Raw genomic sequence first — 15,112 nt, 5'->3', positions numbered from 1 at the left:
TATTGTGCACTCAATAATGATCAAAAATATATTGAGATCATGTGATTGCCAACGCGATATTCAGTTGATACCACGCTTAATTTCGTATTGTATTCTGGATACCATGGCGTGTTAACTCATTTCTGAGTTTTTGGATATATTGATTTAATTCTACTTGTGAGTCACTCCGTAAGCGTAATTGCGTACTAAAATTAAAGATTCTGCTACGTTTTCCATTGCGATGTAAAATTTGAAAGTGACCAATATAAGCTCCATTCGCTGTTGTCCTATGGGTACTAAATTCAACGCATGTGACCTGATCTAAAGGATAAGAGGTCATCATCAAATTACTGACGATCAGTTTATGATTGCGTATATAAAATGGGGCAAAATTTAAATTAAACCGTTTAAATATCCACATCAGCATACTCAAAAATGCTATGAAAATGATCGGAACAAACAAGCCCCAATATTTGTCTGAGCGGTTAGTTGTCTCTACTTCGAGTAATTCTGTGTGTTTGGCTTCAACCATTTTTTGCTCATCAATCCATTGTCGAATATCGTCAGTGCGTGGTTGAGTTCTCAGTAAATTTTGAATCGTTTGTGGGTCGCGAATATGATAAATCGTGGCCTTAACCAGTTGGCTATTTCCTAACTGATCAAAATAGTAAAACGCATTGCCATTATTCCATACACTGCCATAGTTGTAATTTACATCTCCAAGTTTTTGCCATGTGGAATGAAGTGGTTCAGCTAATTTTAGAATATGGGTGGATTTGGAAGAGGCTGATCCTTTATTACTGCGATATTCACTGGCTTGTAGATAGAGTATTTGTGTGCCATCAGAAAAAATCAGCGGTGCGATTTCTTTAAATGCTTTGCCTAAAAATGGACTAGCACCTGCGCGACGCATTTTTTTCTTATTCAGATCAAAATAGTAAATCCCCGTGTCGTTATAAAACAAAGCATGGTTAATGTGATCGCCATGTTCGCTTAAGAGATGATAAGGCGCGTATTGGGGATCAAAGGCAAACTCGTTGACATAGACCATACCATCCACAGGATTGAGCAAATAATATTGGTTATTTAAACCGTCTATTTCAATACTATAAAGTTTTCCATTGTCTTTTAAATCGAGCAGGGTGTTGTTGTAATAGACGTTTTTTCCATCCGCTCGATAGGCATAGTTATGTTCACCTAAGACAAGTTTGAGTTGGTCTGGATTGGCTCCAGAAAGCAATTTCCCTTGAAAATAGGTGAATGTCCCATTACTTGCCGTATCATTTTCGGAATTAACACGATAAGGCCAGTTGCCTCGTTCAAGTTTAAAATAGGGGTAGAGATAGCTTTGTGGTTTTGAGCCTAGGGCAAAATTTTGTTGCATGATTTGCCAAACTTCTCGAAGCGCAGCTAAATCCTTATTTCGTTCGGTGGAGGGGGAGCAATACCAAGTGTCTTTTCCAGCAGTAAAATAACCATCCCCAATGGTCTTCACCTGTTGAGGTTGCACACCTTTTAGGATGATATTGCCACAATAGACATGCAGTTTATCTGCACCAAGTTGTCGGTATTGGTAATTATCATTGGGTAAATAAAAACTTTGAACATCTGCTTCTGGGATCAAATAATCACCATTGCTGGGTACAGCGGCATAAATTTGGTTGTTATATTTTTCAAATATCCCAAGTTTTTCTGTAGTCGCAGTAAAAGGAATCTCATCTGAATTTGAGTCAGAAAATCTAAATATAAAACTAAAGCTGAACAGAAGCGCGCATATCACCAAGATAAGCGTGAAGGTTTTAAGGATAGAAAATACTTTTAGTGGATTCTGCATCATTTATTTTATTGTTAAATATTGATCGGGTTGAGTTATGGCAATTTAAGGTTGTTTTGTCATCATTTTGATTATGAATTGGTCATACTGATTGATGGCAAGGTCTTTAGCATTTAAGGCAAATAGGGTTGCATAGCCTCTGTTAAAATTTCAATTAACTCTTCATCCATATAGTGATAATCGTCTGGAATATCCAACACCATGACTTTTTTATGTTGTAACTGGTTGGGGAATTTCTCTTTGATATTTTGTTTATGTTTTTGCTCCATGACAAAAATCATATCTGCCCAGGCAATATCTTTGACAGAAATACGATGTTTGGCGTGTTTACTTGTTCCAGCGGAACGTGTGGAAATGCCATAGCCCACTGCAAAGACACGCTCGGCAGTGGGACTACGCCATTGGTTACGACTACAAATAAAAAGGGTGTTCAATCAGCAGTCTTCCAAAAATCATATTGTGCTTGTTTTCGTCTTTTAGCAGATGAAATACGTGGATATTCAATTCTTAATTGTTTCGAGCGAGATCTTTTTAACGATCTGTTCCAAAGCAGCTTCCAGTCTTTTTCTGGTTTCCAAAGGCTTGAAGTATGTCTGCAATCTCGACCACGGTGTAAATAATTTACCTTACGTCTCCAAGCGCGATTGCGGTTTAATTCATTTTCAAAATATTGTTGTGTAATGTCCATAGATAAAACTCATGAGTTGATCGGGTTCAGCAGCCGCGATAACACATGATTGGCTATTTTATAAGTATTTATCTGGGTAAACAAGCTGAATGATTTTGATAATGTTTATTTAGAGCCATTTTAAAGGCAATGAAAAGGGTATAATTCTGGCTAAATAGAATGTGTGAGTAGACGATGTTTATTAAAGGCATTAGACGTAATTATGACAAAGTCAGCCAAGATGACAGTATTGCCGATGAAGATAAGATAGATGCCTTGTTGATCAAACTGGGTGGTGAGTTTCTTGTCAGTAAGGATGACCGTGTTTATATTTTTGAAAAAGATGGTCAGACGGCCAAGTTTGATGCAAAACATGCACGGGCATTTCACTTTAAAGATTATTTGTGTAAAGACATGAATAAATTATTTCATGGGTTTTAGGGGCTGTTGATATTTCATAAATGGCTTGCGTTGTAGGTTAAAATTGAGCAGGCAAGGCATGAAACGAAGAGAATAGCGAGACTATTTTCGAGTTTCATAACGAAGGCTGAGATAATTTTAGCCACAACCCTTCGGGACTAGCGTGTTTTTTGCCGCTACGTCGTTACGAACTACTTATTTAGAATGACTAAATTTTGTATTTCATGCCTAGTATCGCCTAAAAAACACACGTAGTCGCAAACATAGACGAATTGTCAACAGACCCTAATACTCCTTGAAAATTAGTGAACTGTTCAATTGGGTTGTAAAAATGCTTTAAGCACTTGGATGAGCCCTCTATCGATGTATTGATGGTAGTTAGGGCTTTCTAAAGTAATAACTTTTTATGTTGTCATTGTTTATTTTTTTTAAGTTTGGTTTTTTGATGCACTTTGTACCGTAGAATGAGAGTGAATGCATTAATCCACTACAACAATACTTTCGGCGTTTGGCTAAAAACAATATAAGATAATGGCTTGTATCTGGATGGTCTTTGTATTTTTCTAGCAAAATTATTTGACTATATACTCGTGCTTCAAGTTATATAATATAAAAAAGAAGGCTGTTTTTGCTAAGATTAATCGAGACGTATCTATGATGAAAGTACTGTCAATCTTATTCATAAGTTTAGTTTGTTCAATGGGGATCTTAGCTCAACAGCCAAATCTTGTGCCTCATCAGGTAAACTTAAAAAATGGGAAGCGCTTTTCTTTAAATCTTCCAGAGAATTACGAAATTATTCCAGCGGCTGAGGGCTTAAAGCGAGTTCGTTTTTTTAGCAAAGCTCCTGATGGCAGAATGTTTGTAACAGATATGCACGATTTGACTGATAATAAAAAAGGCATCGTTTATATTTTGGATGATTGGAATCCTGAAACGGGCAAATTTGGCAAAATTATTCCTTATATGACGGGTTTAAAGAATCCTAATTCAGTTCAATTTTATACAGATTCTTCCGGGCAAGATTGGTTGTATTTAGCAGAAACCAATCAATTGACCCGACGAAAATTTACCAAAGGTGAAATTAAAGCAACCGATAAAGCCGAAGTTTTAGTGACTTTTCCTGACTACGGTTTAAGTTATAAATATGGTGGTTGGCATCTAACACGAACAATTGCGGTGGGTGGGAACGGGAAAATTTACGTTTCAGTCGGCTCAAGCTGCAATGCTTGTACCGAGAAAGAAAAAGTTCGGGCAACAGTATTAGAAATGAATCCCGATGGTTCGCAACAAAAGATTTTTGCTACAGGTTTACGCAATGCAGTCGGTTTGAAATGGGTTGGTAATTTTTTATTTGCCACTAATCAAGGTGTGGATCATTTGGGTAAAAATAAGCCTGATGAAACTTTTTATGCACTCAAACGTGATGCAGATTATGGTTGGGCTTCATGTTATTCATCGAATGGTAAAATTTTGGCAGATCCAAAATTTAAACGTCCGTCAGGTTGCAAAAATGTATTGCCTCCTTATGCCTATTTCCCTGCGCATTCATCTGCACTTGGTTTTGACTATTTTGATCATCCCAATACAGATGACACCATCAAAAATTCTTTTTTAGTTGCTTTACATGGTTCTACCGATGCCACGATTGGTCATGGCTATAAAATTGTGATTATGCGTAAAGGGCAAAAACTACAGACATTTATGGATGGTTTTTTAGTGGGCAAAAATGTCTATGGTCGCCCTTGTGATATTTATCGGGTAGATGAAAATTCATTTTACTTTTCTGATGATAAGAGTGGTGTGATTTATTATGTTCGGCAAAAAGCATCTTCCTAAATTTTCAACTTTTCTAAAAATTTAGGAGTTAGTAAAAAGAACATGGCTGGGATACAAAATTCAGGTGAAAGTAAAAATATAAATTGTCGATAAATCTTTGGAAGCCGTACTAGATTAACAAAGTATTCATCTATGAAAATGAAGCTAACCTATTACTATTGTTAAAGTTGTTGTAATTGACTTAATCATTTAATTCTCTTAATAAACCTACAAGGTTGTAGGTTTATTATTGTAATCAACTTTGAGAAATTACTGCGGTCTCGCCACATCACCACTTAAGCTTTCAGGTAATGCTAAAACAGTCACATCTAACTCTTCTAAAGCATCAGGACGGGCAACCACAAGCGCAATATAACCATTTTCAAATGCTGCACTGTTTACCACTTGAACACCTTTATTCAATTGTTCAGCTTGAGCAGGGGCAGGACCTGTACCTTGAATGACATGTAACCATGCTTTTGGTTTTGCCTTAAACCAGAGGCGTGCAATCACTTCCTGACCAAGGTAACAGCCTTTGTCATAATTGATTCCTTCACGTTGGTGTAAGCGTAATTCTTGTGGTTGAAATACATGTTCAATTGCTTGATTTATATAAGCCTGACCAGTTTGAATTGCAGCAATTTCCCATACTGAAATATCGGTTTCTGTAGCAGAAAAATCAGTCGTTGAGCCATTCAATGTTGGAAAAACTCGTCCAGTTTCTTCAATCTTCATTTTAGAAAAAGCACCGTATTTTTTAATATGTTTGGCAAATTCTTCGGCTTGATCTTGAGTCGTAACAATCTCTAAATGTTCAGGATTAATTTTTTTAAGCCATAAGCCAAAATGGATACGGCCTTTAAGATCACAAATCGCAGTGTATTGGGTGATATTTTCAGCCAAAGCTTCAACGTTTACAGTCACTTGACCTTGTAGAAATTTGATTGCATCAACACCAATCAAGGTAAATGAGGAGAAAGCTAGATCGCTCATGAATTGCTCGCTTATCTTAAATCTAATACTAAAGAATTAATCTTATTTTCCGCTATTTTTCAAAAAAAAGCAGTTTTAGTGCAAATATTTTAATGAAGTTGTTACCAAATATTTCTAAAACCCCTGTTTTTATATCTAAGCTTATGAAATATAAACGATTTGGGAAATGGGTTTTCGACAGTGTACTATGCCAATCATTAGACACGCAGTACAAAATGATGCAAGAGGCACAAAACTAATGAATAACAACTATCGTAAACCACTGCAAGGTACCCAGCTCGAATACTTCGATGTGCGTCAAGCCGTAGAAGACATCCAGCAAGGCGCATATGCAAAACTTCCATACACTTCAAAAGTATTGGCTGAACAGCTGGTACGCCGTTGTGATCCAGCCATTCTCGAACAGTCTTTAAAAGAACTGATTAACCGTAAACAAGACCATGATTTTCCTTGGTATCCAGCACGTGTGGTATGTCATGACATCCTTGGGCAGACAGCATTAGTCGACCTTGCAGGTTTACGTGATGCGATTGCAGACCAAGGCGGTGACCCTGCTAAAGTTAATCCTGTTGTACCAACGCAGTTGATCGTTGACCACTCTCTAGCAGTGGAATACGGTGGCTTTGACCCAGATGCATTTGAAAAAAACCGTGCTGTAGAAGACCGTCGTAATGAAGACCGTTTTCACTTTATTGAATGGACCAAAACAGCATTTGAAAATGTCGATGTGATCCCAGCTGGCAACGGCATCATGCACCAAATCAACTTGGAGAAAATGTCTCCAGTGATTCAAAACCGTGAAGGTATCGCATTTCCAGATACTTGCGTTGGTACGGATTCACATACGCCACATACAGATGCGTTGGGTGTAATTTCTATTGGTGTTGGTGGTTTGGAAGCTGAAAATGTCATGCTGGGTCGTGCATCTTGGATGCGCCTTCCAGACATTATCGGTGTGGAATTGGTGGGACAGCGCAAAGCTGGTATCACGGCAACAGATATCGTTTTAGCGCTGACAGAATTCTTGCGTAAAGAACGTGTAGTGGGTGCATATTTAGAATTCTTTGGTGAAGGTGCGGACAGTATGTCTGTAGGAGATCGTGCAACGATTTCCAATATGACTCCAGAATATGGCGCAACTGCGGCAATGTTCTATATCGACCAGAACACCATTGATTATTTAACCTTGACTGGTCGTGAATCTGACCAAATCAAATTGGTAGAAAGTTATGCCAAAGAAATTGGTCTTTGGGCATCAGATATGCAACAAGCAGAATACCCTCGGGTACTTCGTTTCGATCTTTCAACGGTAACACGTAATATTGCAGGTCCATCAAACCCACATGCACGTGTATCAACAGCAGATTTAAAACAGAAAGGCATTGCAGGCGTAGTTGAAAACCGTACTGATGGTTTAATGCCTGATGGTGCAATCATTATTGCTGCGATTACCTCTTGTACCAATACCTCAAACCCTCGTAATACCGTTGCTGCGGGTTTGTTGGCACGTAAAGCAAATGAATTGGGCTTAGTACGTAAACCTTGGGTGAAATCATCATTTGCACCAGGTTCTAAAGCTGCTGCACTTTACCTTGAAGAAGCTGGCGTACTGGAAGATTTAGAAAAGCTTGGTTTTGGTATTGTGGCTTATGCATGTACGACGTGTAACGGTATGTCTGGTGCTTTAGATCCAAAGATTCAGCAAGAAATTATTGACCGTGATTTATATGCCACTGCGGTACTTTCAGGTAACCGTAACTTTGATGGTCGTATCCATCCTTATGCAAAGCAAGCATTCTTGGCTTCACCGCCATTGGTAGTGGCTTATGCAATTGCGGGCACAATTCGTTTTGATATTGAAACGGATTCATTGGGCAATGACAAAGACGGTAATCCAATTTACCTAAAAGATGTTTGGCCATCGGATGCTGAAATTGATGCGTTGGTTAAACAATCTGTAAAACCTGAACAGTTCCGTAAAGTGTATATCCCGATGTTTGATTTGGGGGTGACAGAAAAATCAGAAAGCCCGTTATACGATTGGCGTCCGCAAAGTACTTATATTCGCCGTCCACCGTATTGGGAAGGAGCTTTGGCTGCACCACGTACATTGTCAAATATGCGTCCACTTGCGATCTTACCTGACAACATTACGACGGATCATTTGTCACCATCGAATGCAATTATGATGGATTCGGCAGCAGGCGAATATCTGCATAAAATGGGTGTACCTGAAGAAGACTTTAACTCGTATGCAACGCATCGTGGTGACCATTTGACCGCGCAACGTGCAACTTTTGCCAACCCAAAACTGTTTAATGAAATGGTGGTTCGTTCTGACGGTACCATCAAACAAGGTTCTAAAGCGCGTGTTGAGCCAGAAGGCGAAGTGATGCGTATGTGGGAAGCGATTGAGATTTATATGAATCGTAAACAACCACTGATCATCATTGCTGGTAAGGACTATGGTCAAGGCTCTAGCCGTGACTGGGCTGCGAAAGGTGTTCGTCTTGCTGGGGTTGAAGCGATTGTGGCTGAGGGCTTTGAACGTATCCACCGTACTAACCTTGTTGGTATGGGCGTGTTACCACTTGAGTTTAAAGCGGATACCGACCGTAAAACCTTAAAGCTTGATGGTACTGAGCTGTATAGCGTGATTGGTAATATTGCACCACGTACAGACTTAACCTTGGTGATTGAACGTGCTACGGTTGATGGTAAGAGTGAAGTGATCGAAGTTCCTGTAACTTGTCGTTTGGATACTGAAGAAGAAGTGCATGTGTATGAAGCGGGTGGGGTATTACAACGCTTTGCACAGGATTTCTTGGAAGGGCAAGTGGCTTGATGAGTTCCACTCTTTAAATCCTCCCCAACCCTCCTTTGAAAAAGGAGGGAGTTCTTCTCTTTTTAAATGTGAGAAGAATTACCTCGTAAGAGGGGGAGATTAAAGAAAAAAGTAATTGATAGTGTTGTAAAAAGCCCTACTGTTAAGTGGGGTTTTTATTTGGGGAATAAAATGTCTTTATTACAAAAAACTCAAAGTGATACGGTAAATTCTGATGAATCAATCACAGCTGAGCGCCTTTTAAATGTATTGTCACAGATGCCTGATGATTTTTATGAGGAAGAAAGAACAGATGAACCACCTCAAGAAAAAGAAGAGCTTTAAATGGTTTGCGCTATTTAATGATTAAGCAGTAGCTCTCAAAAACCATAAATTTCTTTCTTGAAATCATTTCTTGCAAAAATGACACCATCATTTTTAGAAATAGACAGTAGACATACATCAAAATATGGCTATACTTTATTCACCATTTCTAAAACCTATGGAGAACAAAAATGGTTACTGCTGGCGAAAAACCCGGAACAGGCTTCTATTTTTGTGTCCAATGCGGACATCGCACTTACTTAGAAATTGGTACAGATCGTTTACCCCAGTGTACCAAATGCCTTGGCAATCAATTTAAAAAATAAGATTGCTAAGCCGCACAGATAAAACAGATACTCCCTGTTTTAAGCAAAAGCCCTATCTAGTGATAGGGCTTTTTGTTAATTTAATAATAGTTGAAAAGATAACGAGAAAAAGGCAGATAAATCATTATGGAAACAATCCTGAGTTTATGTATTGGCATTGGTTTAAGTGCCGCCTGCGGTTTTCGTGTATTTGTACCGTTATTGGTGATGAGTGTTGCATCACTGATGGGTTGGTTTGAGCCAATGAAAGGTTTTGAGTGGTTAGCGATACCATCGGTATGTATTGGTTTAGCTGTCGCGACTATTTGTGAAATTGGCGCGTACTATATTCCTTGGGTCGACAATGCTTTAGATACTATTGCCACGCCAGCAGCGATGGTGGCTGGAACATTGACCACCATGGCGGTCAGTACAGGTGAAATGCCACAGTTTGCAAGTTGGGCGGCTGCGATTATCGTTGGTGGTGGTACAGCAACAGCTGTACAAATGGGAACGGTTGCGGTTCGTGGTGTATCTACTGTAACGACAGGCGGAATAGCCAATCCTTTGGTGTCTACAGGTGAGTGGATTGGGGCAATCGTGGTATCGATATTATCGCTTATCGTTCCTGTATTGGTGGTGGTTGTTGGTATTATCTTGATGGTGGTAGCGGTTCGCTGGTTAAGAAAGAAAAAACAAGAAAGCGTTGTTCATCCATTGTAGTTAGTGTGTTAAAGCACTTTTGAAGCAACTGTTTATCAAGATCTAAAGAGGATGATGACTCAATTTAATTGGGTTGAGTCATTAAATTGGATTAAGTGTTCGCTGTTTTGACATACAAGTTGATTCACTCTAAATCGAATACAAAGACAAATTTCCCCAACAATAAATCAATAAAAGAGAGATTGATTTTTGCACCATAAAGGCATACTTTTATTATGGGATTAATGGAAGCATCATCTTTATAGATTTAATCTCAAGGTCTTTTTAAGAGTATTGGGGGAAACTTTTATGATGGACAAGTTCATTATCGATATAAATGCGCAAGCCAATGGTGTATATGAGGTACACAATGCAAGTAAAGCTTGTGAGCATTTACCTAAGGCGGAAAATCAAAATCTACTGGGCTTTTTTGCGACAAGTGAGTTGGCAATTAAACGAGCAAAGATGAATTGGCCTCGTGAAAAAATTAAGGGATGTGTTTGCTGTTGTTAAGAAGCTAATCATCACCAATTTTACCTGCTGTTCCATCTTTATGTGGTGGAACAGCATAATATTAAAAATGATAGAACGTATATCTATTCAATTGAAATGTATATTTTAAACGTCAATTGTTTGAAGTCACGACGAAAGCTTATGCTGACTCATTTTTTTAAATAACTTGAGAATTGAAAGATGCTGATACTTTTTACTGGTTGATATAAAAATAGAAAAATTAATAAAAACTTCATCAATAAATAATCTGATTTTTGTGATGAGTGTTTGATAAAAAGTAATAAATTTTAATGATTTAACATAAATATTTGTTTTAAAACAAAGATATAAATGCTATTAATAGCTCATAATATAAACATCACATGGATAGGTGAGAACAATGAGAAAGTTCGAGGTCGAGATCAATTTGCCTGCACAAGATATCGTATCATTTGAGGCAGAGGACATTGAGCAAATTCGTGCAAAATTTTATGCGATCAATTGGCGCCGTTTATTCCTGACACAGGGACAAGTTGAAAATTCTGATATTTCCTTTGCTGTACAGGACACGGAGACAGAACTTTATTTACATATCCAGTTAAATACACACTCGAGTAAAGCAGACCCTGTTTTTCAGATCGATAGCAATATCCAACTGGTTGTTGAAAGTAAAGAATTTTTGGGATTTTTAACGCGCAAAAAGAAATATGATTTGGTGTATAAAAACTTAAACCAAGCGCAAGTTTCAGATCAGCTCAGCTTATTCCTAAATGGGCAAATCGAAGAGATGACAGAACAATATCGACAATTGATGCATAAAAAAATGCTGCAAGAGCATCGTTTGGCATAATGACTAGAGATCGACATCTTTTATAAAAAGTAAGGAAGCTTGAGCTTCCTTATTGATCTGTAAAAAAAAGAATAAACGGGTTTGATTATTTGACCAAAAGATAAAATACACCTAGTGCATATAAAAATTAAATATAGTGATAAATTTTACAATTTGTAATTTAAAATCAATGATTAATTTATAATTTTTTGATTGGAGTCGCTATTAATTTTAAAGAGTGTTGTTACACTACAAATAGATTTTAAGGGTATGCGTTATAAAATAATGAACAAGTTTGAAATTCAAATTCAGTATCCTAATCACACCGATGAGCGTGAGATGGAGCAAGAGAGCGATTTAGACATTGCTGAGATATTGGCGAAATTTGAAAGTATCAGTTGGCGCCGTCAACGCGTTTTGCAATTACAATTGGATGGTCGAAACACTATTTTTACAGTGTTGAACTCAGTGTCAGAAGCATTTTTAAAAATTACATTAAATGCTTATGCAAAAAGTGAGGATTTTGAATTTAAGATAGAAAGCAATATCAAATTGATTTTTCAACAACGTGAATTATTTGGCTTGATGACACGGAAAAATAAAGAAGTATTTGCAATCAAACACAGTACGCTTGAACAGGTAAAAGCGAGTTTAACCGCATTTTTAAATCAGGATACCCAAGGCTTGGAAGATATTTTGCGTGATAGTAAAACAACCTCGCTAAAAGATGCATCTTAAGTTAGCAGATTAAAGTGTGTGATCATTTAAATAGAATGACTAAAATGCAAATTTATAAATTAAATTTGCATTTTTTTTAGAATTTATGCAATAAAAAATCATTAAATAAGCTTTGTTGAAAAATTTTCTTTATTAAGTAACTTTTAAAGGAAAATTTTCCTAAAAAATAAAAAAATTAATCTATCTTAGGAAAATAATCCCGAGTCGATTTGGCTAATATTTATCTCAAGGATGTAAGGGATCGAAAAGAGTAGATTGCTGCCAGTTGCGTACAACGTGAGTGCAGTACTTACCCACAAGGTCTCGATTCGGCTTAGGACGCTATAAACCATAAGTTTATAGGCAATAGGATTAAAACTTACCAAGTTTTAATAGTTGAAGTAAACCAGAGTTGTTTTCCCACTCATCCTGAAAAATTCGATAAAAATAATGTGAAAATCTCAAATAAGACTCATCAATTAAGCCTATTCAAAAGTATTCAAAACATCAGAAAAATACATCAAAGCAAAATGATTTCATCACAGCATCACATTAAAATAAGTTCTATACTTTATTCAAATAATGACAGATATTGAAACCAAATAATGATAAAGAGTAGTGCAATGAATGATAAAAATGAAAATCATATTTGCTTGATATGTAATCAAACTTTTTCACATGCGAATGTTGTTCCGCTCGGGGCTATACGTAAGGTTATTACTGAAGAAATTGCACGAGATTTTCCCAATTGGTCTGCGCAGGATTATATTTGTAAAGCAGATTTAACCAAATATCGTATGCAGTATGTGCAATCTTTGCTTCAATCGGAGCAGGGGGAGGTGTCAAACCTAGAGTATGAAGTGCTTAATAGTATGCAACAGCATGAATTAATAACAAAAAATACTGAAACACAACTCGAAAAAAAATGGACCATTGGGGAAAGGCTCGCAGATAAAATTGCGACTTTTGGCGGAAGTTGGACGTTTTTAATTTGTTTTATGCTTTTTTTAGTTGTTTGGATTTTATTAAACACAGTTGTGATCGTAAAACAACCTGCTGATCCTTATCCTTTTATTCTATTAAATCTTATTTTATCTTGTCTTGCTGCAGTACAAGCACCAATTATTATGATGAGCCAAAACCGTCAAGAAGCCAAAGATCGCTTACGCTCCCAAAATGATTATCAAGTCAATTTGAAAGCTGAATTAGAAATCCGTCATTTGCATGAAAAAATAGATCATTTACTCATTCATCAGTGGGATAAACTGGCAAAAATTCAGGAAATTCAATTGGATTTATTATCGGAAATGAATAAAAGAGAAATAAAAAAAGACGAGTGAAAGATTAAAAATACAGAAAAAGCTTTTGAGCGTTACGGCTCTTTGGGGTTTGCATCTTTGTTGATAAGAACAGAAATATATTCTCGATTTTTTAAATTAGTTTGCAATAAAAAATCATTTTAGAAATATAAAAGATAAAAAATCCTGAGATTGTGTTTGATTACGGGAAATAATTCTAAATTTCACGAGAAAATCTTAATCTTAGGAAAATAATCCCGAGCCGATTTCGTTAATATTTATCTCAAGGATGTAAGGGATCGAAAAGAGTAGATTGCTACCAGTTATGTACAACGTGAGTGTAGTACTTACCCACAAGGTCTCGATTCGGCTTAGGACGCTATAAATCAAAAGTTTATAGGCAATAGGATTAAAACTTACAAAGTTTTAATAGTTGAAGTAAACCAGAGTTGTTTTCCCGCTCATCCTGAAAAATTCGATAAAAACTATATTTTACAATTCCATTTATTTGATCTGATTAACTTACCGACAAAGCAATTAAGAAATTACCTATAAGAAGCTAAAAATCATCATATTCAAAACTTTACTTTATTGCATATTTTAACTATAAGTGACTCATTGACGTCTAAATTCGATTATTAAAATTAATTAAAACATCGATTTAATTGGATTTTTGAAGTGTTGTTGTTTTGGGTTCTGCAATTCAAGCTGTTGTAAAAGCTTGCTACTATTGGACAAAGGATGATGTCTAAATGATTAAACAATTGGAGACCTATCTGTTGATGAGTTCGATGGTTGTGCGTCGTATTAGTTTGCTTTTAATTATCATTATTTTAGGTGTAATTGATCTGGCGACAGGCTATGAATACTCATTTGCAGTGTTTTATCTGATTCCTGTTTCTATCGCTGCATGGTATGACAACAAGCATATTGCGATGATTGCGGTTATTTTATCGGGGATTACTTGGTTATATGCTGACTATAGTGCAGGGCACCAGTATACAAATTCGATTATCCCATTCTGGAATGCTTGTGTAAGGCTTGGCTTCTTTAGTGTTGTGGCTTTTTTATTACTGAGAATAAAAAATAATTTAAATGAAATGACCTTAATGGCAATGAAAGATTCTCTGACATCGCTGAATAATACTCGTGCCTTTAATTTAGAGTATCAGGCATTAAAAAAGCGTTATTGCAAAAAAGAACATACCTTAGCTGTCGCTATTATCGATTTAGATGGTTTTAAAGCCGTAAATGATACCTATGGACATAGCAAAGGTGATGATGTCTTGGTTGAGTTCGCCCATGTATTGCAAGCCGCAACGCGTCATTCTGATCTGGTTGCTCGTATGGGCGGTGATGAATTTGTAGTGATCTTACAAGATACTGATTTAAAAGGAATCGAGGACTACGCAAAACGACTTAGAAATAGTTTCTTATTTAGTGGCTTAAAGCAAAAATTCGGTATCGATTTTAGTATGGGAATCCGTATTTACAATGAATTACCTGACAATGTCGATGATGCAACACATCAGGCAGATTTATTGATGTATCAGTCTAAAGCACAAGGTAAGTCACAAACAACAATTCATGCAATCTTATAGACAGTAGCCTTACAAACAGTAATAAGGCTAAAGATTTTATTCCTTTATGCTATCAAGTGGATTCGGTTTTATTTCCCCATTGCTTAAATAACGGCTTTAAATATAGTTAACCTGTCAAAAAGCGCATACACAAGAATATAATTTTAATTAATTAAATAAAAAAATCAATTGTTTAATTATAAAAAAGCTTGCAATGCCACACCTTGAATTCAACGTTTAAATCCCTTTGCGTAGGCGATGCCTCACTTTTCAGAGATGAAAAGTGACAAAAATCTTTTTTTGGGCGAGGGGTACGTCCTGTACCCCCGC

The 15,112-nt window shown here is 36.7% G+C and carries 15 protein-coding genes; 11 read left to right on the top strand and 4 right to left on the bottom strand.

What is annotated here, in order from left to right; genetic code table 11:
• Positions 1-76 precede the first annotated feature (76 nt).
• From ACQ7EO_RS17810 to ACQ7EO_RS17800, 3 genes are all read right to left on the bottom strand, one after another.
• Complete coding sequence (locus tag ACQ7EO_RS17810; protein WP_244015102.1) at positions 77-1,816, bottom strand: DKNYY domain-containing protein; 1,740 nt, start codon at positions 1,814-1,816, stop codon at positions 77-79.
• Between the two features lie 110 nt (positions 1,817-1,926).
• Positions 1,927-2,247 (bottom strand): low molecular weight protein tyrosine phosphatase family protein, encoded by a 321-nt coding sequence (locus ACQ7EO_RS17805; RefSeq protein WP_004722986.1) that lies wholly within the window; start codon positions 2,245-2,247, stop codon positions 1,927-1,929.
• Complete coding sequence (locus ACQ7EO_RS17800) at positions 2,244-2,501, bottom strand: hypothetical protein (protein ID WP_234622496.1); 258 nt, start codon at positions 2,499-2,501, stop codon at positions 2,244-2,246. Before ACQ7EO_RS17800 ends, ACQ7EO_RS17805 begins: the two co-directional genes overlap by 4 nt.
• Positions 2,502-2,675: 174 nt before the next feature.
• On the opposite strand from ACQ7EO_RS17800, the gene ACQ7EO_RS17795 reads away from it, so the two are divergent.
• Both ACQ7EO_RS17795 and ACQ7EO_RS17790 read left to right on the top strand, forming a co-directional pair.
• A complete protein-coding gene (locus ACQ7EO_RS17795; protein WP_004722984.1) occupies positions 2,676-2,921 on the top strand; it encodes a hypothetical protein in 246 nt (81 codons plus the stop codon).
• Positions 2,922-3,554: 633 nt separating this feature from the next.
• Complete coding sequence (locus ACQ7EO_RS17790; protein WP_244015104.1) at positions 3,555-4,739, top strand: PQQ-dependent sugar dehydrogenase; 1,185 nt, start codon at positions 3,555-3,557, stop codon at positions 4,737-4,739.
• A 249-nt stretch (positions 4,740-4,988) separates the two neighbouring features.
• Here ACQ7EO_RS17790 and ACQ7EO_RS17785 read toward each other — a convergent pair whose 3' ends face one another.
• Positions 4,989-5,711 carry a YgfZ/GcvT domain-containing protein gene (locus ACQ7EO_RS17785; protein WP_434278220.1) on the bottom strand — a complete coding sequence of 241 codons (723 nt, stop codon included), beginning with the start codon at positions 5,709-5,711 and terminating at the stop codon, positions 4,989-4,991.
• 238 nt (positions 5,712-5,949) lie between these two features.
• Here ACQ7EO_RS17785 and acnD point away from each other — a divergent pair, with 238 nt between their 5' ends.
• From acnD to ACQ7EO_RS17740, 9 genes are all read left to right on the top strand, one after another.
• Positions 5,950-8,556, top strand: coding sequence for a Fe/S-dependent 2-methylisocitrate dehydratase AcnD (gene acnD / locus ACQ7EO_RS17780; protein ID WP_434278218.1), 2,607 nt, complete (start codon positions 5,950-5,952; stop codon positions 8,554-8,556).
• A 171-nt stretch (positions 8,557-8,727) separates the two neighbouring features.
• Entirely contained in the window at positions 8,728-8,880 is a 153-nt protein-coding gene (locus ACQ7EO_RS17775; protein WP_244015110.1) for a hypothetical protein, read from the top strand.
• 170 nt (positions 8,881-9,050) lie between these two features.
• Positions 9,051-9,185, top strand: coding sequence for a zinc ribbon-containing protein (locus ACQ7EO_RS17770; protein WP_004722968.1), 135 nt, complete (start codon positions 9,051-9,053; stop codon positions 9,183-9,185).
• Between the two features lie 126 nt (positions 9,186-9,311).
• A complete protein-coding gene (locus tag ACQ7EO_RS17765) occupies positions 9,312-9,887 on the top strand; it encodes a DUF4126 domain-containing protein (protein ID WP_434278216.1) in 576 nt (191 codons plus the stop codon).
• 288 nt (positions 9,888-10,175) lie between these two features.
• Positions 10,176-10,379, top strand: coding sequence for a hypothetical protein (locus ACQ7EO_RS17760; protein WP_154129523.1), 204 nt, complete (start codon positions 10,176-10,178; stop codon positions 10,377-10,379).
• 379 nt (positions 10,380-10,758) lie between these two features.
• Positions 10,759-11,208: a hypothetical protein gene (locus ACQ7EO_RS17755; RefSeq protein WP_434278215.1), complete on the top strand. Its 450-nt coding sequence runs from the start codon at positions 10,759-10,761 to the stop codon at positions 11,206-11,208.
• 249 nt (positions 11,209-11,457) lie between these two features.
• Entirely contained in the window at positions 11,458-11,925 is a 468-nt protein-coding gene (locus ACQ7EO_RS17750) for a hypothetical protein (RefSeq protein ID WP_004819199.1), read from the top strand.
• 602 nt (positions 11,926-12,527) lie between these two features.
• Positions 12,528-13,244 carry a DUF1003 domain-containing protein gene (locus ACQ7EO_RS17745; RefSeq protein WP_004819201.1) on the top strand — a complete coding sequence of 239 codons (717 nt, stop codon included), beginning with the start codon at positions 12,528-12,530 and terminating at the stop codon, positions 13,242-13,244.
• A gap of 710 nt (positions 13,245-13,954) precedes the next feature.
• Positions 13,955-14,803 (top strand): GGDEF domain-containing protein, encoded by an 849-nt coding sequence (locus tag ACQ7EO_RS17740; RefSeq protein ID WP_434278213.1) that lies wholly within the window; start codon positions 13,955-13,957, stop codon positions 14,801-14,803.
• The last annotated feature ends 309 nt before the right edge of the window (positions 14,804-15,112 follow it).

The organism is Acinetobacter sp. CE-15 (assembly GCF_051059255.1).
GTDB classification, from domain to species: domain Bacteria; phylum Pseudomonadota; class Gammaproteobacteria; order Pseudomonadales; family Moraxellaceae; genus Acinetobacter; species Acinetobacter guillouiae.
This window is presented reverse-complemented; position numbering and strand designations above follow the sequence as displayed.